Here is a 17,864-nt window from a genome sequence, read left to right as displayed (position 1 = left end):
ACACCCTAGCCGGTGTCTTTGCACTGAATCTGTGACTCCGATGAATTACTTCTCATATGAGCATATTGCGACAGTACGGGGACGGACTTGAGACACAACCGGGGTCGGGTCGAACCTGACAAACGAGAGCGACGGCGCGAAGTCCTGCGGGTGAGGAACGCGTTGACGGACGATGACGTCCGGACGCACGCGGAGGCCCTGGCCCGCCACGCCCTCGCGCTGCCCGAGCTGGCCGGGGCCAAGACGGTGGCCGCGTACGTCTCCGTCGGCAGTGAACCCGGCACCCTCGCTCTGCTGGACGCGCTGCGCGCGCGGGGGACGCGCGTGCTGCTGCCGGCCCTGCTGCCGGACAACGACCTGGCGTGGGGCGTCTACGACGGAGCGGGCTCCCTCGTTCCGGTGAGGCACGGTGGACGGATGACGCTGCTGGAGCCGGCCGGGGAGCGGCTGGGCCCCGACACCGTGACGGAGGCGGACGCCGTGCTGCTGCCGGGCCTGTCGGTGGACGCCCGCGGGATGCGGCTGGGCCGCGGCGGCGGCTCCTACGACCGGGTCCTCGCCCGGCTGGACCGCGCGGGCGTCCACCCGGCCCTGGTGGTGCTGCTGTACGACGGGGAGGTCGTGGAGCGGGTGCCGGCGGAGCCGCACGACCGGCCGGTGCACGCGGTGGTGACCCCCTCGGGGGTGCGCCGGTTCGGCCCCGGCCCGCAGGCGCCCGGCGACGCCCCCTGACACACGAGGACCGGCCTCCACGCGCGCGTGGAGGCCGGTCCGGTGGTCCGCGGGGTGCGGGCGGTCAGGGCTTGAGCAGCAGCGTGTCGCTGGTGCCGTCCTCGACCGCCTTCTCCGAGTAGGCCCACTCCAGCAGTTCGCCCTCGGCCCACTTGTCCGTCTGGTCGACGTAGTGGGCGCTGTAGGCGTGCCCGGAGGCGCCGGTGAGGTTGATCCAGCGGGACTTGTCGAGGTCGCCGAGGTTGACCACCATCCGCATGGACGGCACCCACACCACGCCGTAGCCCCCGGCGGCGTTCCAGCCGGTCGCGTTGACGGTGGCCTCGCCGCCGCCGAGCTTCCACGGGCCGCGGTTGAGCGCGTACTGCAGGAAGCCGGGGCCCTCGGTGCCGAGGGTCTGGTTCTTCAGGAACAGCCGGTGCAGCCGGCCCCAGCTCCAGCTGTCGATGTCCTTGCCGAGCTTGGCGGTCAGCTCCCAGCGGGCGTCGATCAGGGCCCGCTTGAACAGCTCGTCACGGTTGTCGGCGGCGGGACGGGTGCCGCGCTTGGGCGTGGTCCACCACTCGCTGTCCTCGTCGGCCATCAGCCGGCGGACCACCTCGAACCAGCGGTCGCCGCCGTCGGGCTGCGCCTGGCTCGCGGAGCGCTGGCCGCACTCGCGGACCTTGCCCGCCTTGTCGGCCGGGCCGGTGGTGTTGACCGGGTCGACCCACACGCACTGGCCCTCCACCCGCACTTCCTTGGGCAGCTTGTGGCCGAAGGACAGCTTGAGGATGTTGCGCCAGACGGCGTTGAAGTAGGCGGCGGCCGCCGAGTCGGCGTCCTGGGTGTAGTCCCAGCCCTCCAGCAGCTTCTGCGCCTCGCGCACGTGCTCGTCGCCGACGTCGATCTTCAGCAGTTCGGGCACCAGCAGCTTGGCGATGGAGCTGGAGTTGTCCAGCTGCATCTGCCGCATGTCGTCGGTGGAGATCTTCCCGCCGTCCTTGATCTTCGACTGGATCAGGTCGTTGATCCGCTGGCTCCGGGCGCCGTAGCCCCAGTCCGTGGTCAGCGTGTACGGGTAGTCCTTGCCGACGACGGCCTGGTTGGCGGTGACGATGTAGCCGCGCTCCGGGTTGTACTCGTAGGGCAGTTCGTCCTGACCGACCCAGCCCTTCCACTCGTGGCCGGGGTCCCAGCCGGGGGCGGGCAGCGAACCGTCGTGGCCCTTCGCGCGCGTCGGGATCCTGCCGGGCAGGGTGTAGCCGATGTTGCCGTCGGTGTCCGCGTAGACGAGGTTCTGCGAGGGCACCTCGAACAGCTCGGCCGCCTCGCGGAAGTCACCCCAGTCCTTGGCGCGGTTGATCGCGAACACGGCGTCCATGGTGCGGCCGGGGTCCAGGGCGGTCCAGCGCAGCGCGACCGCGTAGCCCTCGCCCCGGTCGGGGGCGGCGCTCTCGACGGCGGCCTTCTTGCCGGTCTTCACCAGCTCGTCCGAACGGTCCGACAGCAGCGGGCCGTTGTTCGTCTCACGGATGACGATCTTCCGCGAGGCGCCGCCGGCGACCTTGATGGTCTCCTCGCGCGTCTCGAACGGCACCACCTTGCCGTCGTACTGGTAGCCGTCGCCGGTGATCTTCTCCAGGTACAGGTCGGTGACGTCGACGCCGGAGTTGGTCAGGCCCCAGGCGATGTCCTGGTTGTGGCCGATGACCACGCCGGGCATGCCCGCGAAGGTGTAACCGGTGACGTCGTAGCGGCACTTGTCGGAGACGCTGCGGCAGTGCAGGCCCATCTGGTACCAGACGGACGGGAGCGAGGCCGACAGGTGCGGGTCGTTGGCCAGTAGCGGCTTGCCGGAGACGGTGTGCTCGCCCGCGACCACCCAGGAGTTGGAGCCGATGCCGTCGCCGTTGATGCCGACGGCGGTGGGGAGGTCCTGCAGCACCTGCTGCAGACCCGCCAGCTGGGTCTCGGCGCCCGAGCCCCCGGTGCCGGTGCCGTCCCCGCTGCCGTCCCCCGTGCCGGTGCCGGTGCCGTTGTCGAGCTCGGAGCCGGAGCCGTCCCCGGAGCCGGAGCCGTCACCGGAACCCGAGCCGCCCTCACCCTGCTCGTACTCGCCGCTGCCCTCGTCGTAGCCGCCCTCCTGCACGATCGGCTTGTTCCGGGCGTACGGGTATTCCGGGTACAGGTCGGCGATCTGCTTCGGGCCGAGGCGGCTGGTCATCAGCGCCCGGTCGATCTCGTCCTGCATGTTGCCGCGCAGGTCCCAGGCCATCGCCTTCAGCCAGGACACCGAGTCGACCGGCGTCCACGCGCCCGGGGTGTAGTCGTTCTCGAAGCCCAGCGCCGCGTACTCCAGGGAGATCTCCTTGCCCTCCTTGCCCTCCAGGTAGGCGTTGACGCCCTTGGCGTACGCCTGGAGGTACTTCTTGGTGGCGGGGGAGAGCTTCTCCTCGTACTCGCGCTTCGCGATCCGGTCCCAGCCGAGGGTGCGCAGGAAGGCGTCGTTGTCGACCTGGCCGGAACCGAACATCTCCGAGAGGCGGCCGGACGTCATGTGCCGGCGCACGTCCATCTCGTAGAACCGGTCCTGCGCCTGGACGTAGCCCTGCGCCATGAACAGGTCCTCGTCGGAGGAGGCGTAGAGCTGCGGGATGCCGTAGCCGTCACGTTTGACGTCGACGGGGCCCGAGAGGCCGTCGAGGGTGATCGAGCCCTTGGTCTGCGGGAAGGAGGCGCGCACGGTACTGATGGACCAGTACGCCCCGTAGGCGACGCCTCCGATCAGGGCCAGCACCAGGACGAGCACGAGGAGACGGCCTTTGCGCCCCTTCTTCCTGCCGGACGTGCCGGCGGCCTGCTGACCCGTTGGGGCGGCGGTGGTGTCGGTGGGCATCGCTGTCCTTGCTGTCCTAACGCGAGCGGCAGGTCGGGCTGTGCTTTTAACTGAGCGCTGGAGCAACGATAGGCGCAGGGCCCGGCGCCCCTTGACGCGGAGTCGGGAACCAGCCCGGACGGACGTTCGATCATGCCGTGCTTCGCGTCAAGAACGCGTCAAGAGTTAGGTAAGGTAACGAAGTAGTTCGCCGTGACAAACGAAGCGGTTCAGCGGTAAAGCGGTCGCATCGCCCGCGGTGGACATGAGCTCACGCGCGGGTGCGCCTGAGTCGGGGAAGGGAACGCCGCTGACTGTCCACCACCTCAACCAGCTCCTGCTCGTCTGTGCGATCGTCCTGCTCGTCGCCGTCGCGGCGGTCCGGATCTCCTCGCGCAGCGGGCTCCCCAGCCTGCTTGTCTACCTGGGCATCGGCATCGCCATCGGACAGGACGGCATCGGTGACGTCCAGTTCGACAACGCCGAACTGACCCAGGTCATCGGGTACGCCGCCCTGGTCGTGATCCTCGCCGAGGGCGGTCTGGGGACGAAGTGGACCGAGATCAGACCGGTGCTGCCCGCCGCCTCCGCGCTCGCGCTGGCCGGCGTCGCGGTGAGCGTCGGGGTGACCGCGACGGCGGCGCACCTGCTGATCGGGCTGGAGTGGCGGCAGGCGCTGATCATCGGCGCGGTGGTGTCCTCGACGGACGCGGCGGCCGTCTTCTCGGTGCTGCGCAAGGTGCCGCTCCCGTCACGGGTGCGGGGCACCCTCGAAGCGGAGTCCGGCTTCAACGACGCCCCCGTCGTCATCCTGGTGGTGGCCTTCTCCACGGCCGGTCCGGTGGAGCACTGGTACGTGCTGATCGGCGAGATAGTCCTGGAGCTGGCCCTCGGCGCCGCCATCGGCCTCGCCGTCGGCTGGCTCGGCGCCCTGGGTCTGCGGCACGTGGCGCTGCCCGCCTCCGGCCTCTACCCGATCGCCGTCATGGCCATCGCGGTGACCGCCTACGCGGCCGGCGCGCTCGCCCACGGCAGCGGATTCCTCGCCGTCTACCTCGCCTCCATGCTGCTCGGCAACGCCAAGCTGCCGCACTGGCCCGCCACCCGCGGTTTCGCCGAAGGACTCGGCTGGCTCGCCCAGATCGGCATGTTCGTGCTGCTCGGCCTGCTGGTCACCCCGCACGAACTCGGCGACGACATCGTGCCCGCGCTGGTGGTCGGACTCGTACTCACCATGGTGGCCCGCCCGCTCAGCGTGATCGTGTGCCTGCTGCCGTTCCGGGTGTCCTGGCAGGAGCAGACGCTGATGTCCTGGGCGGGACTGCGCGGCGCCGTGCCCATCGTCCTGGCGACCATCCCGATGGTGCAGGGCGTCGAGGCCAGCGAGCGGATCTTCAACATCGTCTTCCTGCTGGTCGTCGTCTACACCCTCGTCCAGGGCCCGACGCTGCCCTGGCTGGCCCGCGTGCTCCGGCTCGGGGACTCCGGCGCCGCCGACCTCGGCGTCGAGTCGGCGCCCCTGGAGCGGCTGCGCGGACACCTGCTGTCGGTCACCGTGCCCGCCGGGTCGCGGATGCACGGCGTCGAGGTCGGCGAACTGCGGCTGCCGACCGGATCCGCCGTCACCCTCGTCGTACGCGACGACACGTCCTTCGTACCGCTGCCGCAGACGATGCTGCGCCGCGGGGACGAACTCCTCGTCGTCGCCACCGACCCGGTACGGGACGCGACGGAGCGGCGGCTGCGCGCGGTCGCCCGGGGCGGCAAGCTGGCCGGCTGGCTGGGCACCGACGGATCGCAGGCCGGACGCTGAGAAGGTGCTCACTTTCACAGGCGTAGGCACGGCCGGTCCCCTGTATCATGAAGCGACCCCAGATCGAACCAACTCTGCCTGACGCAGAGCTGGCGCGACCGTATGGCGGCCGGGCGCCCTGAGCTGTGGCGCCGGTATCTACCGCAGTCAGCGCAAGAGGACAGCTCTCGGCGTGCCCGTGCGACTTCGCGCGGGGCGCTACCAGGTGGCGGAAAGGCACGGGCCGTGGCATCCACGGTCACCACGTCGAAGGACTCGGCGGCCACCTCCCGACCGGGATACGGCCGACTGCTGCGCACGCGCGGCGCGTGGACGTTCCTGCTCCCCGGCTTCGCGGCACGCCAGCCGTTCGCCATGCTCACCCTCTCCATCGTGCTGCTCGTCCAGCACACCACCGGCTCCTACGGCGCGGCCGGCGCCGTCGCCGCCGTCACCGGCGTCTCCATGGCGCTGTTCGCCCCCTGGAGCGGCAGGCTCGCCGACCGCCACGGGCAGCGTGCCGTCCTGATGCCCGGTGTCCTGGTGCACACGGCGGCCGGACTCACCCTCACCGCCCTGGCCCTCCAGCACGCCCCCCTGTGGGCGCTGTTCGCCGCCGCCGTGCCCACCGGGGCCTCGGTGCCGCAGGTCGGGCCCATGGTGCGCGCCCGCTGGGGCGTCCGCCTCAAGGGCTCCCCGCTCATGGCGACCGCGGCCGCCTTCGAGTCCGTCACCGACGAGTTCACCTTCGTCGTCGGCCCGCTGCTGGCGACGGCCCTGTGCACGACGGTCGACCCGGCCGCCGGACTCGTCACCGAGGCCGCGCTCACCCTGATCGGCGGCCTGCTGTTCGCCGCGCAGAAGGGCACCCAGCCGCCGGTCGCCGCGACCGGCGACGGCCACGCGCGCGTACGGACCGCGTCCGCCCTGCGCGTGCCCGGAGTGCGGGTGCTGATCGTGACGTTCCTCGGCATCGGTTCCGTCTTCGGCGGCATGCAGGTCTCACTGGCCGCGTTCACCGAGTCCATCGGCGAACCGGGCCTGAACGGCGTCCTCTACGGCGTCTTCGCCGCGGGCAACATGCTCGCCGGCATCGCCTGTGGCGCGATCGCCTGGAAGGTCTCCCCGCAGCGCCGCCTGGTCCTCGCCCACGCCGCCCTGGCGCTCGCCGCGTCCGCCCTGTGGACCGCCCATTCGGCGCTGCTGCTGGCCGCGCTGGGCCTGCTGGTCGGCATGTGCATCGCGCCTGCGCTGATCACCGGTTACACGCTGGTGGAGAGCCTGGTCCCGGCCGGGGCCCGCACCGAGGCGTTCACCTGGCTGACGGGCGCCGTCGCGCTCGGCCAGGCCGCCGCCGTCACGGTCGCGGGACAGCTCGAGGACCGCTTGTGGGACGGTGCCGGATTCCTGGTGCCGATGACCGGCACCCTGCTGGCCTTCGCGACGCTGCTGGCCCTGCGCTCGCGGCTCGCGGGCGGTTCGCGGGGGCGTACGGTCGCACGTGGCATGGGTCACCGCGAGCCCGTCGCAGTGGACTAGGCCCACGGAATGCGTCACTATGGAGCGTCGTTAGCACTCATTGAGTGAGAGTGCCAGGAGGAAGACAGTGCCGACCTACCAGTACCAGTGCACCGAGTGCGGCGAGGGCCTCGAGGCGGTGCAGAAGTTCACCGACGACGCCCTGACCGAGTGCCCCAACTGCCAGGGCCGCCTGAAGAAGGTGTTCTCCGCGGTCGGCATCGTCTTCAAGGGCTCCGGTTTCTACCGCAACGACAGCCGTGGCGCCTCGTCGAGCTCGTCCCCCGCGTCGTCGAAGTCCTCCGGGTCCTCGTCGTCCGGCTCCTCGTCCTCGGACTCCGGGTCGAGCACGTCGTCCGGTTCGAGCGCGTCGTCGTCCGGGTCGTCGGGCAGCTCCACGAGCACGACGGCCGCGTAGGGCGCTCCCGCCGGGTTCTCCGTCCCGATCGGCTTCCGTCGGCGCCGGGCTTCCGTCCCGGCCGCGTTTTCCGTCGCCGCCGGGCTTCCGTCGCCGCCGGGCGGCTTCCGTCCCCGCCGGGTCCTGAGTTTCCGCCGGGTTCGGCGTTTCCGTGGGCTTCACGGTGCGTGGGTGCGGGTCCGGCGTTGCGGCGGCCGGTGCCTCTGCGAGGCGGGCGCGCTCCCGGGCCCACGGCCTCTTGATGTCTTACAGGACCCTGTCGTCCCCCGACGACGGGGTCCTCGGCGTTTCCGGTGCGGCTAGGGTCGGGGCATGGCGAACATGGCGAAGGCCGACATCGGTGTGATCGGCGGCTCCGGCTTCTACTCCTTCCTCGACGACGTGACCGAGGTGCAGGTCGACACCCCCTACGGGGCGCCCAGTGACTCCCTCTTCCTCGGCGAGGTGGCCGGCCGGCGGGTCGCCTTCCTGCCCCGGCACGGGCGCGGCCACCACCTGCCCCCGCACCGGATCAACTACCGCGCCAACCTGTGGGCGCTCCGCTCGGTCGGCGTGCGCCAGGTCCTCGGCCCGTGCGCGGTGGGCGGGCTGCGCCCCGAGTACGGCCCGGGCACGCTGCTGGTGCCGGACCAGCTCGTTGACCGCACGAAGTCCCGCGCCAACACCTACTTCGACGGGCTGCCGCAGCCCGACGGCAAGGTGCCGAACGTGGTCCACGTGTCCCTGGCCGACCCCTACTGCCCCACCGGGCGGGCGTCCGCGCTGAAGGCGGCACGCGGCCGGGACTGGGAGGCGGTGGACGGCGGCACGCTGGTCGTCGTCGAGGGCCCGCGCTTCTCCACCCGCGCCGAGTCGCTGTGGCACCAGGCGCAGGGCTGGTCCGTGGTGGGCATGACGGGTCACCCCGAGGCGGCCCTCGCCCGTGAACTGGAGCTCTGCTACACCTCGATGACGCTGGTCACCGACCTCGACGCCGGCGCCGAGACGGGTGAGGGCGTCTCCCACGACGAGGTGCTGCGGGTCTTCGCGGCCAACGTGGACCGGCTGCGCGGGGTGCTCTTCGACGCGGTGGCCGCGCTGCCGGCGACGGAGGACCGGGACTGCCTGTGCGCGTCGGCGCTGGGCGGGATGGACCCGGGCTTCGAACTGCCGTGAGGCGAGGCTGGGCACGGTTGTAGGCGGGGCACGGTTGTAGAGGGAACAGGAGCGGGAGAGGCAGCGGTAGCGGCAGCGAGGGCGGGTAGGTGGAGACCCTCGTTCGGGTGGCCCGGTTTTCCACAGGGCAGGACGCTTCCACAGCCACCGGCGGGATTCCGCCGGGGGCTTCATCGTGGGGGTCGCAAGCCGGTCCTCGTCCCAGGTGGTGATCCCGTGTCCCGTCGCTCCCCCTCGCCCTTCCCCTCGCCCTTCCCGTCGTCCTCCTTCTCTCCGCCCTCCTTCTCCCCCTCCCCCGTCGTCCCGCGTCCACCCGGCGTGAACGTCCCGGCGCCCTGCGGGGTGCCGCACTTCGCCCCGGTCCGGGTGCGCGGCTCCCTGCCACTCGCGGGCCGGCTGATGCGGCACCGCAGGCGGGCGGTGGCGGTCGGGCTCGCGGTGACGGCGGCGGCCCTCGTGGCGGCGGGCCCCCGGGACACCGACCGGTCCCGCGGCCATCCCCCGGGTGCCCCGGCGGCCGGAGCGCCCGTGGCGTCCGACGGCGACCGCCCCGCACGGCCCCCGCGCGCGGGCGCGACGGTCACGGCGCCGGTGCGGATCTCCGACGCGGCCACGGTCCGGTTGCTGCGCCCCGGCGACCGGGTGGACGTGATCTCGGCCGGGGAGACCGTGTCCGGCGATGCGGCCCGGGTGGTGGCGCGCGGCGCCAAGGTGACCGAGGTGCCGCAGCCGGTGGACGACGACGGCGACAGCGGGGCCCTGGTCGTGCTGTCGGTGCCGCGCGGCACGGCGGCGGACCTGGCCGGCGCGAGCGCCACGGCCCGGCTGGCGGTGACCCTGTGGTGAGGGGGATGACGGACACCGGCCCGGGCGTGGGGTCCCGTCCCGCCTTTCGACACGATTGGACAGGTCGCGGCGGTCGTCACGTAAGTTGCGGAGCGCTTTCTTCCGCAGCGTATGGACAAGAAATGGGGCCCCCCAGTGAGCGACCAGGAGAAGACGAGCCTCTTGCAAGGCTTCAAGGCCTTCCTGATGCGCGGCAACGTGGTCGATCTGGCGGTGGCGGTCGTCATCGGTGCCGCCTTCACCAACATCGTCAACTCGGTCGTGGAAGGGATCATCAACCCGCTGGTGGGCGCCTTCGGCACCCAGGACCTCGACAGCTACACGTCCTGCCTGAAGGGCCCCTGCGAGGGCACCGGCGACGCGGCGACCGGCGTGCGGATCCTGTGGGGCTCGGTGCTCGGCGCGACGCTGCAGTTCCTGATCACCGCGGCCGTCGTCTACTTCCTGATGGTGCTGCCCATGGCGAAGTACCTGGCCCGCGTGGAGGCCCGGCGGAAGGCGAAGGAGGGCACCCGCGAGGTCGTCGAGATCACCGAGCTGGAGGTGCTCAAGGAGATCCGCGACGCCCTGGTGGCCCAGCGCGCGCAGGGCGACGGCGGCCTGCGGAAGGACGACCCCGGGCGCTGACAGACATCGTGGCCTTGCCCGGCCGGCCGGCGGCCGGCCATCGGCCGACAGCCGGCCGCCGTGACGAACCGTCCCCCGCGGCGGACGGCCGTGGCGGGCGGTCAGAAGGGCGGGTTGTAGCAGTCGATGAATTCGACGCTCCCGTCGGAGGGATCGCGCCAGTAGTCCGGCCACTTCATCGCCGCGCGGGTCGCCGGCCCGTAGACGCCGTCGGCACTCACGCCGAGACGGTTGGCCTGGAGCCACCGGACGGCTGCCACCGTGCCGTCACCGTACGTACCGTCCGCCCCTCCGCTGGAGCGGATGCGCTCGGCGGCGGGAGTGCTTCCGTAGCAGCGCAGAATGGCCCGCTGCAACGCCTTCACCGCGTTCTCGCTGCCCGTCTGCCACTGCATGTAGCAGTTCAGGCCGTTACCGGTGCGCGCGGGCACCCGGTAGTAGTTGTTGACGGCCACGCCGTCGGTGCGCTTGACCGCCGTGTCGCACGGGCCGTAGGCGGCGTGGGCCGGCGCGGTCATCACCGGGCTGGCCGTCAGGCCGGCGGCGAGGAAGAGCACCGCGGCTCCCAGCACGCCGAACCGGGTCCGGCGTCCCGTCATTACTCCTTGCACGATGCGACCTTCCCCTTGGGTGACGTCGTCTCAGTTCCTGGCTCGGCCATGAAACTAAGTTCGCGACGGGCTGCGGACCGTGTCGTCCGTGCAGGAGGCTTTGTCGGTCGTGCACGGCCCGGAAGACCGGCACCGCTACGGGAGGGTGCCCCCTTCGGGCCGGTGTCGCGAGCCGTATGTGCCAGGCGGCTGCGAGAGCACGGACCACGGTGGCACCGGGTCGGTCACGTCATCGGAGCGGACAGGGCTCGGCACCATGAGCCCCGTGCTGACCACCCGGTTCCGGCGGGGACTCCGGCCCAGTCACGCGGTCCGGTCGTCAGGCGGCGGCCACCGCCCGCACGCACGGTGCCCGTCACCACGGTCGGGAGCCGTGGCCTCGCGGTTCGCCACGAGGCCGAAGGTGTCCGCCCGGTCAGATGTGGTGGGGCGGCTTCTCGTCGAGGAAGCGCTTCAGGTCGGCGGCGCTGTCGCCGGACGGGCGCTCGCCCCATCCGCGGTCCGTGTCGTCGGAGGACTGCTGGTCCAGCGGGTCGTCGAAGACCATCGCGGGCTTGGGCTCGCGCGGCCGGGGCTCGGGGGCGGTACTCATGTGTCCAGGGTACGGCCGGGTGCGTCGGGGCAAGCTTGGCCGCATGAACGCTGACGCTCTGACGGATGTGGCCGGCCTGCGCGTGGGACACGCGACGCGGACCGGTGACGGATGGCTCACCGGGACCACGGTGGTGCTGGCGCCCGAGGGCGGGGCGGTCGCCGCGGTGGACGTGCGCGGCGGCGGCCCCGGGACGAAGGAGACCGACGCACTCGATCCGCGCAACCTGGTCCAGCGGGTCGAGGCGGTCGTCCTCACCGGGGGCAGCGCCTACGGGCTGGACGCAGCGTCCGGGGTGATGGCGTGGCTGGAGGAGCGGGGCCGCGGGGTGCGGGTCGGGCCGGAGCCCACGCACGTCGTGCCGGTGGTACCGGCGGCCTGCGTCTTCGACCTGGGCCGCGGCGGTGACTTCCGGGCCCGGCCGGACGCCGCCCTCGGCCGCGAGGCGGTCGAGGCGGCCGCCGCGACCGACCTCGGCGCCCCGGTGCCGCAGGGCTGTGTGGGAGCGGGGACGGGCGCCGTGCTGGGCCAGGTGAAGGGCGGGGTCGGTTCGGCGAGCACGGTGCTGCCGTCGGGCGTGACGGTGGCAGCCCTGGTGGTGGCCAACGCGGTGGGTTCGGCGGTGGACCCGGAGACGGGGGTGCCGTACGGGGAGTTCTTCGAGGGCCGGCGTCGGCTGCCGGATCCGGAGGTGCACGAGGCGGCGCTGCGGCGGCTGGCGGAGACGGCCGAGCGCAACGCCCCTCCCCCGATGAACACCACGCTGGCCGTGGTCGCCACGGACGCCGGCCTGACCCGGGCGCAGGCGCAGAAACTGGCGGGCACCGCGCACGACGGCATCGCGCGGGCCGTCCGACCGGTGCATCTGCTGAACGACGGCGACACCGTCTTCACCCTGGCCACGGGCACGCGTGCGCTGGATGCCGCGGACCCGCTCGCCCTGAACGAGGTCCTCGCGGCGGGCGCGGACCTGGTGACCCGGTCGATCGTCCGCGCGGTGCGCACCGCCGACCCGGTGGACGGCCCGGGCGGCGCGTGGCCGTCGTACGGGGAGCTGTACGGGGGGCGTTGAGGGAGGACGGGGGGTGGGGAGGGGGAGGGAGGGGGGCGGGGCCCCCGGCGTGCGAGAGCCCGTCGCGCAACGGCTTGCCTCTCCGCCCGAGCGCACTCGGATGTACCGTTTGACCAGCAACAACTCACGTCCGGGCGGGCCGTGTCGGGAACTTCTCGTGTGGTCCGCTCGTCCTCCGGGCATACGTTTTCTCGGTTCCCGGACATGATGTCCGGCCGAGGGGCTACGGTATGCACCCACAAGGTGACATGCAGCAACGCCGGGAGAAACCTTGAGCGTTCCGTACGAGACGGCAGCGTGCGAACCACCTGACTCGTCCGAATCACCGGAGGAGCATCTCGCGCGCCTCCTGGGCCGTGCCCTGAACTCCTTCGAGCTGCCGGACGACACGATCCGCCGACTGGACTGCGCCCTGGCGCACGACGGTTCCCTGCATTCGGCGCATCACAGCGCGGGGCTGCACCGGGAGACGTACCGGCACACGTGGCTGCTGGCCGACGGTTCGGCGCTCACGCTGTGGGAGCTGGTGCACAACACGGCCCCGGGCAGCGAGCCGCAGCACGAGGTGTACGTGGACGAGGAGGAGCTGCGTACGGCGACGGCGCGGCTGCCGTTGCCGCCGGAGGCCCCGGATTTCGAACTGCCGGTGACGGCGGCGGCGTTCCCGGCCCCGGCGCTGCGGCATGTGTACGTGCCGGACGATTCCCCGGACCACGCCCGCCGCTTACTGCGCCGGGCGGAGAACACGGACCGGCCGGACGACGAGACGGCGGCGCTGCTGGCCACGGCGTGCGCGCACCGCATCACCCAGGCCTTCGGCCGTCCGTCCCGGGCCGGGCGCGCGGCGTTGTGCTTCTCGCTCTACGAGCACGCGTTCCTGCTGGATGACGGTGGAGAGGTCTCCCTGTGGGAGGTCGAGCACACGGTGACGCCGGACGGGCGGCACATGTGCGAGGTGTACGCCAGCGAGGACGCGGCACGCCGCGCGATGGAACGCCGGGCCGCGCAGGCCCGTTGACTCCCGCGCGGGGCGTGGAATCACCGAACGCCCAGGTCCGCGGAGGGTGACGCGTCACGGGCGCCGAGAACCGCGGAGGGGTTAGTCCCCTTCGGCGAGGCGTCGCACCAGGACGGCGAACGCGTCGCGCTCCGCCTCCGTGAGTCGTACCGTCTCCGCACGGGGGCCGGCGGCCCGCTGGCGGGGGATGGTGGGGGCGTTGTGATGGTGATGGGTGTGGGCGCTGTGATGGGTGTGGGCCGCGGTGGTCCCGGCCCCAAAGTGGTCCCGCGTGCGCCTGCGGATCCGTACGCGCCGCCGCAGGGCGTCGGCGATGCCTGCCGCGCAGGCCACAGCCACCAGGGCGAGGACGGTGGCACCCGTCGTCCGCGAGAGGGTCTCGTGCTCAGCCATGCGCCCCAGTACACACCACGGTCCGGGGCCCTGTACCCCGGACCGTGACGATCGTGATCTATATCGCACTAGGCATGAACTGCCCACACACCCCCAAACGGACGCATCGTCACAACGGCTGTGCGGCGACCGCTTCCTTGCCGCGCGCCGGTGCCGCCGTGGCCTGCTCACTCGTCGCCGGGCCGACGGGGGCCGTGCGGCGGAGTCCCTTGAGGACGATCACCAGGGCGGTCGTGACGCAGACGCCCGCGGCGATGGCGACGAGGTAGAGGAGCGGGTTGCCGATCAGCGGCACCACGAAGATGCCGCCGTGGGGTGCGCGCAGGGTGGCGCCGAACGCCATCGACAGGGCGCCGGTGACCGCGCCGCCGGCCATCGAGGCGGGGATCACGCGCAGGGGGTCGGCGGCGGCGAACGGGATGGCTCCCTCGGAGATGAAGGAGGCACCGAGGACCCAGGCGGCCTTGCCGTTCTCGCGCTCGGCGCGGTTGAACAGCCGCCCGCGCACGCTGGTGGCCAGGGCCATCGCCAGCGGCGGCACCATGCCGGCCGCCATGACGGCGGCCATGACCTTCATCGCCGAGTCGCTGGGGCTCGCGACGGCGATGCCGGCGGTGGCGAAGGTGTAGGCGACCTTGTTGACGGGTCCGCCGAGGTCGAAGCACATCATCAGGCCGAGGAGGGCGCCCAGCAGGACGGCGTTGGTGCCGGTCAGGCCGTTCAGCCAGTCGGTCATGCCCTTCTGGGCCTCGGCGATGGGCTTGCCGATGACGACGAACATCAGGAAGCCGACGACCGCCGAGGAGATCAGCGGGATCACCACCACCGGCATGATGCCGCGCAGTGCCGCCGGGATCCGCACCCTCTGGACGGCGAGCACCACGCCGCCGGCGATGAGACCGGCCGCGAGACCGCCGAGGAATCCGGCGTTGACGGTGAGGGAGATGGCGCCGCCGACGAAGCCGGGTACGAGGCCGGGGCGGTCGGCCATGCCGTAGGCGATGTAACCGGCGAGGACGGGGACCAGGAAGCCGAAGGCGACGCCGCCGATCTGGAAGAGCAGCGCGCCCCAGCTGTCGGCCTGGGTCCACACGAAGTGGTCCATGACCGAAGGCGCCTCGTTGATCTCGTAGCCGCCGATCGCGAAGCCGAGGGCGATCAGCAGACCGCCCGCCGCGACGAACGGGACCATGTAGCTGACGCCGGACATCAGCCAGGTGCGCAGCTTGGTGCCGTAGCCCTCGCCGTTGGCGCCGGTGCGTTCGACGGGTGTCCCGCCGGACGGGGCGGCGGCGGTGGTGGTCTCGCCGCGTTCCGCCTTGGCTCTCACTTCGGTGATCAGTGCGGCGGGCCGGTTGATGGCCGCCTTGACGCCGGTGTCGACGGTGGGCTTGCCGGCGAAGCGTTCCTTCTCCCGTACGGGGACGTCGTGGGCGAGGATCACGGCGTCCGCCGCGTCGATCACGGCCGGGTCGAGCCGGGTGAAGCCTGCGGAGCCCTGGGTCTCGACGACGACCTCGACGCCCGCCTCGTGTCCGGCGTTCTCCAGCGACTCGGCCGCCATGTAGGTGTGGGCGATACCGGTGGGGCAGGAGGTGACGGCCACGATCCGGAAGGGGCGGTCCTCACCGGACGCGGCGGAGGTGGCGGGGCCAGCGGGGTCGGCGGAGGTGGCCGGGCCGGCGGAGTCAGCAGGGTCGGCGGGGTCCGCGCCGGCCGCCGTCTCCTCGCCCCGGATCAGCGCCGCCGTGGTCTCCGCGTCGGTGGCCGAGCGGAGGGCGTCGGTGAACCCGGTGTTCATGAGGCGGCGGGCCAGTGCGGAAAGGATCGTGAGGTGGGCGTCGTCCGCGCCGGCCGGGGCGGCGATGAGGAAGATCAGGTCGGCGGGCCCGTCGGCGGCGCCGAAGTCGATCCCGGCGGTGCTGCGGCCGAAGGCGAGGGTGGGCTCGGTGACGTGTTCGCTGCGGCAGTGCGGGATGCCGATGCCGCCGTCGAGGCCGGTGGGCATCTGGGCCTCGCGGACGGCGACGTCGGCCAGGAAACCCTCCAGGTCGGTCACCCGGCCGTGGGCCGCCATGCGCCCGGCGAGGGCGCGTGTCGCCGCTTCCTTGGTGTCGGCGGACAGGTCGAGGTCGACCAGGTCCGCGGTGATCGTGTCGCTCATCGCGGGCTCCTTCGCACGCGTATCGCCCGTACTGCGGGGTGGGCGGGGGTGGGGACGAGAGGGGGACGGGGGAGCTCGGGAACGTCGGCGGGGGCCGAAGGGGTCATGAGGGCGCCGCTCCGGTCAGCAGACGGTCAGGGGACGGTCGACGGGCACGTCGGCGGTGACCGTCACGGCGGCCGGGTCGAGGTCGGCCGGGGAGGGCATGACGCTGCCCGGCAGGCGTACGGCCGCCGCTCCGTGGGCGACGGCGGAGGCGAGCGCCGTCGGGCCGCGTCCGCCGGCGACGAGGAACCCGGCGAGCGAGGAGTCGCCGGCGCCGACGTTGCTGCGGACGGCGTCCACGGGGGCGGTGCCGTACCAGGCGCCGTCGTCGTCGACGAGGAGCTGCCCGTCGGCGCCGAGGCTGGCGAGGACGGCGCGGGCGCCGGTCTCGCGCAGGTCCTCCGCGGCTTTCAGGGCGTCGCCGACGGTGGTGAGGGGGCGTCCTACGGCTTCGGCGAGTTCCTCGGCGTTGGGTTTGACGACGTCCGGGTGTTCGCGCAGGGCGGCGAGCAGCGCGGGGCCGGAGGTGTCGAGGGCGATGCGCGGGCCGGCGGCGTGCACCCGGGCGACGAGTTCGGCGTACCAGGAGGGGGTGAGGCCGCGGGGGAGGCTGCCGCAGCACACGATCCAGTCGGCGCCGGGGGCGTGGCGGCGGACGGTGTCGAGGAGGAGTTCCTGTTCGGCGGGGGTGAGTTCGGGGCCCGGAGCGTTGATCTTCGTGAGGACACCGTCCGCCTCGGCGAGGGCGATGTTGGAGCGGGTGGCGCCGGTGACGGGGACGGGGGCCACCTGGATGCCCTGGGCGTCGAGCAGGTCGGCGACCAGGGCGCCGGGTGCGCCGCCGAGCGGCAGGACGGCCACGGTGCGGCGGCCGGCGGCGGCCACGGCGCGTGAGACGTTGACGCCCTTGCCGCCGGGGTCGACGCGTTCGCCGGTGGCGCGGACGACCTCGCCGCGGTCCAGGGACGGCACCTCGTAGGTGCGGTCCAGGGACGGGTTGGGGGTGACGGTGACGATCATGCGCGCACCACTTCCGTGCCGGCGTTCTCGATGGCGGCGGCGTCCTGCGGGCTCAGTCCGGTGTCGGTGATCAGCAGGTCGACGTCGTCGAGGCCGCCGAAGCGGGCGAAGTGTTCCTGGCCGTGCTTGGAGGAGTCGGCGAGCAGCACGACCCGTCGGGCGGCTGCCATCGCGGCGCGTTTCACGGCGGCCTCGGCGAGGTCGGGGGTGGTGAGCCCGTGCTCGGCGGAGAAGCCGTTGGCGGCGAGGAACAGCACGTCCGCGCGGATCTCGGCGTAGGCGCGCAGGGCCCAGGCGTCGACGGCGGCGCGCGTGCGGTGCCGTACCCGCCCGCCGACGAGGTGCAGCTGGATGCCGGGGTGGTCGGCCAGGCGGGCGGCGATGGGCAGGCTGTGGGTGACGACGGTGAGGGAGAGGTCCGCGGTGAGGGAGCCGGTGAGGCGTGCGGCGGTGGAACCGGCGTCGACGATCATCGTGCCGTCGGCGGGGACCTCCGCGAGGGCGGCGCGGGCGATGCGGTCCTTCTCGTCGGCGGCGGTGGTCTCCCGTTCGGCGAGGTCGGGTTCGAAGTCGAGCCGCCCGGCGGGGATGGCGCCGCCGTGGACGCGGCGGACGAGGCCGGCCCGGTCCAGGGTCTTGAGGTCCCGGCGGATGGTCTCGGCGGTCACCTGGAACTCCTCGGCCAGTGAGACCACGTCCACGCGTCCGCTGTCGCGGGCGAGGCGCAGGATCTCCTGCTGCCGTTCCGGTGCGTACATGTCCGCCTGCCTCCCGGTTCCGTCCGTGCCGTCGGACTCCGACGTCGTCGGTGCCCCGGCGCCGTCGGCGCCACGACGCCACCGGTGTCCGAACGTGTGACTTTCGCTGGGAGGCTACGACGGGATGTCCGTAAAGTAAACACCCGAGGCCTGCATACGGGCATGACCGGGCTTCCGATTGTGTCTGCTTTTCGTCCCGACCGGACACCGCTCACAGGTCCGCGCCGCTCACAGGTCCGCGCCGCT

15 protein-coding genes and 1 pseudogene are annotated in these 17,864 nt (G+C 72.5%); 9 read left to right on the top strand and 7 right to left on the bottom strand.

Annotation, left to right across the window (positions count from 1 at the left end; all coding sequences use genetic code 11):
* Window positions 1–87: 87 nt before the first annotated feature.
* A complete protein-coding gene (locus ACIF8S_RS14155; protein WP_399999367.1) occupies window positions 88–732 on the top strand; it encodes a 5-formyltetrahydrofolate cyclo-ligase in 645 nt (214 codons plus the stop codon).
* Window positions 733–796: 64 nt separating this feature from the next.
* Here the strand turns inward: ACIF8S_RS14155 and ACIF8S_RS14150 are convergent, their stop codons facing one another.
* A complete protein-coding gene (locus ACIF8S_RS14150) occupies window positions 797–3,610 on the bottom strand; it encodes a penicillin acylase family protein (protein WP_399999365.1) in 2,814 nt (937 codons plus the stop codon).
* 260 nt (window positions 3,611–3,870) lie between these two features.
* Here ACIF8S_RS14150 and ACIF8S_RS14145 point away from each other — a divergent pair.
* The 6 genes and pseudogenes from ACIF8S_RS14145 to mscL all read left to right on the top strand — a co-directional run bounded on the left by ACIF8S_RS14145 (window position 3,871) and on the right by mscL (window position 9,945).
* Window positions 3,871–5,402: pseudogene (locus tag ACIF8S_RS14145) on the top strand (potassium/proton antiporter).
* Between the two features lie 225 nt (window positions 5,403–5,627).
* On the top strand, window positions 5,628–6,920 hold the full coding sequence (locus ACIF8S_RS14140) for an MFS transporter (RefSeq protein WP_399999364.1): 1,293 nt from the start codon (window positions 5,628–5,630) through the stop codon (window positions 6,918–6,920).
* 67 nt (window positions 6,921–6,987) lie between these two features.
* On the top strand, window positions 6,988–7,317 hold the full coding sequence (locus tag ACIF8S_RS14135; protein ID WP_349798587.1) for an FmdB family zinc ribbon protein: 330 nt from the start codon (window positions 6,988–6,990) through the stop codon (window positions 7,315–7,317).
* 312 nt (window positions 7,318–7,629) lie between these two features.
* Entirely contained in the window at window positions 7,630–8,472 is an 843-nt protein-coding gene (locus ACIF8S_RS14130) for an S-methyl-5'-thioadenosine phosphorylase (protein ID WP_399999362.1), read from the top strand.
* 342 nt (window positions 8,473–8,814) lie between these two features.
* Complete coding sequence (locus ACIF8S_RS14125) at window positions 8,815–9,318, top strand: hypothetical protein (RefSeq protein WP_399999462.1); 504 nt, start codon at window positions 8,815–8,817, stop codon at window positions 9,316–9,318.
* 111 nt (window positions 9,319–9,429) lie between these two features.
* Complete coding sequence (mscL, locus tag ACIF8S_RS14120) at window positions 9,430–9,945, top strand: large conductance mechanosensitive channel protein MscL (protein ID WP_399999361.1); 516 nt, start codon at window positions 9,430–9,432, stop codon at window positions 9,943–9,945.
* A 101-nt stretch (window positions 9,946–10,046) separates the two neighbouring features.
* On the opposite strand, the gene ACIF8S_RS14115 is transcribed toward mscL, so the two are convergent.
* Both ACIF8S_RS14115 and ACIF8S_RS14110 read right to left on the bottom strand, forming a co-directional pair.
* Entirely contained in the window at window positions 10,047–10,544 is a 498-nt protein-coding gene (locus tag ACIF8S_RS14115) for a peptidoglycan-binding domain-containing protein (protein ID WP_399999359.1), read from the bottom strand.
* 427 nt (window positions 10,545–10,971) lie between these two features.
* Window positions 10,972–11,148: a hypothetical protein gene (locus ACIF8S_RS14110; protein ID WP_399999358.1), complete on the bottom strand. Its 177-nt coding sequence runs from the start codon at window positions 11,146–11,148 to the stop codon at window positions 10,972–10,974.
* Window positions 11,149–11,191: 43 nt separating this feature from the next.
* Here ACIF8S_RS14110 and ACIF8S_RS14105 point away from each other — a divergent pair, with 43 nt between their 5' ends.
* Together ACIF8S_RS14105 and ACIF8S_RS14100 are read left to right on the top strand one after the other, a co-directional pair.
* A complete protein-coding gene (locus tag ACIF8S_RS14105) occupies window positions 11,192–12,220 on the top strand; it encodes a P1 family peptidase (protein ID WP_399999356.1) in 1,029 nt (342 codons plus the stop codon).
* A 271-nt stretch (window positions 12,221–12,491) separates the two neighbouring features.
* On the top strand, window positions 12,492–13,238 hold the full coding sequence (locus ACIF8S_RS14100; RefSeq protein ID WP_399999355.1) for a DUF6227 family protein: 747 nt from the start codon (window positions 12,492–12,494) through the stop codon (window positions 13,236–13,238).
* An 81-nt stretch (window positions 13,239–13,319) separates the two neighbouring features.
* Here the strand turns inward: ACIF8S_RS14100 and ACIF8S_RS14095 are convergent, their stop codons facing one another.
* The 4 genes from ACIF8S_RS14095 to ACIF8S_RS14080 all read right to left on the bottom strand — a co-directional run bounded on the left by ACIF8S_RS14095 (window position 13,320) and on the right by ACIF8S_RS14080 (window position 17,618).
* A complete protein-coding gene (locus ACIF8S_RS14095) occupies window positions 13,320–13,631 on the bottom strand; it encodes a hypothetical protein (protein WP_215213676.1) in 312 nt (103 codons plus the stop codon).
* A 109-nt stretch (window positions 13,632–13,740) separates the two neighbouring features.
* The gene (locus ACIF8S_RS14090; RefSeq protein ID WP_399999354.1) at window positions 13,741–15,795 is read right to left on the bottom strand and encodes a fructose-specific PTS transporter subunit EIIC; all 2,055 of its coding nucleotides are present in this window, start codon (window positions 15,793–15,795) and stop codon (window positions 13,741–13,743) included.
* A gap of 123 nt (window positions 15,796–15,918) precedes the next feature.
* The gene (gene pfkB, locus ACIF8S_RS14085; RefSeq protein WP_399999353.1) at window positions 15,919–16,860 is read right to left on the bottom strand and encodes a 1-phosphofructokinase; all 942 of its coding nucleotides are present in this window, start codon (window positions 16,858–16,860) and stop codon (window positions 15,919–15,921) included.
* Window positions 16,857–17,618 carry a DeoR/GlpR family DNA-binding transcription regulator gene (locus ACIF8S_RS14080; protein ID WP_356793796.1) on the bottom strand — a complete coding sequence of 254 codons (762 nt, stop codon included), beginning with the start codon at window positions 17,616–17,618 and terminating at the stop codon, window positions 16,857–16,859. Before ACIF8S_RS14080 ends, pfkB begins: the two co-directional genes overlap by 4 nt.
* Window positions 17,619–17,864 lie beyond the last annotated feature (246 nt).

The sequence above is a fragment of the Streptomyces sp. NPDC085937 genome, assembly GCF_044540535.1.
In the GTDB taxonomy this organism is placed as follows: domain Bacteria; phylum Actinomycetota; class Actinomycetes; order Streptomycetales; family Streptomycetaceae; genus Streptomyces.
Note: the sequence above shows the minus strand (reverse complement) of the source record. Positions and strands in the feature narration are given on the sequence as shown.

Coding starts and splice junctions, on each gene's coding strand:
- ACIF8S_RS14090 (WP_399999354.1), bottom strand. CDS start 15,795: ATGAGCGACACGATCACCGCGGACCTGGTCGACCTCGACCTGTCCGCC.
- ACIF8S_RS14095 (WP_215213676.1), bottom strand. CDS start 13,631: ATGGCTGAGCACGAGACCCTCTCGCGGACGACGGGTGCCACCGTCCTC.
- ACIF8S_RS14110 (WP_399999358.1), bottom strand. CDS start 11,148: ATGAGTACCGCCCCCGAGCCCCGGCCGCGCGAGCCCAAGCCCGCGATG.
- mscL (WP_399999361.1), top strand. CDS start 9,430: ATGGACAAGAAATGGGGCCCCCCAGTGAGCGACCAGGAGAAGACGAGC.
- ACIF8S_RS14080 (WP_356793796.1), bottom strand. CDS start 17,618: ATGTACGCACCGGAACGGCAGCAGGAGATCCTGCGCCTCGCCCGCGAC.
- ACIF8S_RS14105 (WP_399999356.1), top strand. CDS start 11,192: ATGAACGCTGACGCTCTGACGGATGTGGCCGGCCTGCGCGTGGGACAC.
- ACIF8S_RS14150 (WP_399999365.1), bottom strand. CDS start 3,610: ATGCCCACCGACACCACCGCCGCCCCAACGGGTCAGCAGGCCGCCGGC.
- ACIF8S_RS14130 (WP_399999362.1), top strand. CDS start 7,630: ATGGCGAACATGGCGAAGGCCGACATCGGTGTGATCGGCGGCTCCGGC.
- ACIF8S_RS14115 (WP_399999359.1), bottom strand. CDS start 10,544: ATGACGGGACGCCGGACCCGGTTCGGCGTGCTGGGAGCCGCGGTGCTC.
- pfkB (WP_399999353.1), bottom strand. CDS start 16,860: ATGATCGTCACCGTCACCCCCAACCCGTCCCTGGACCGCACCTACGAG.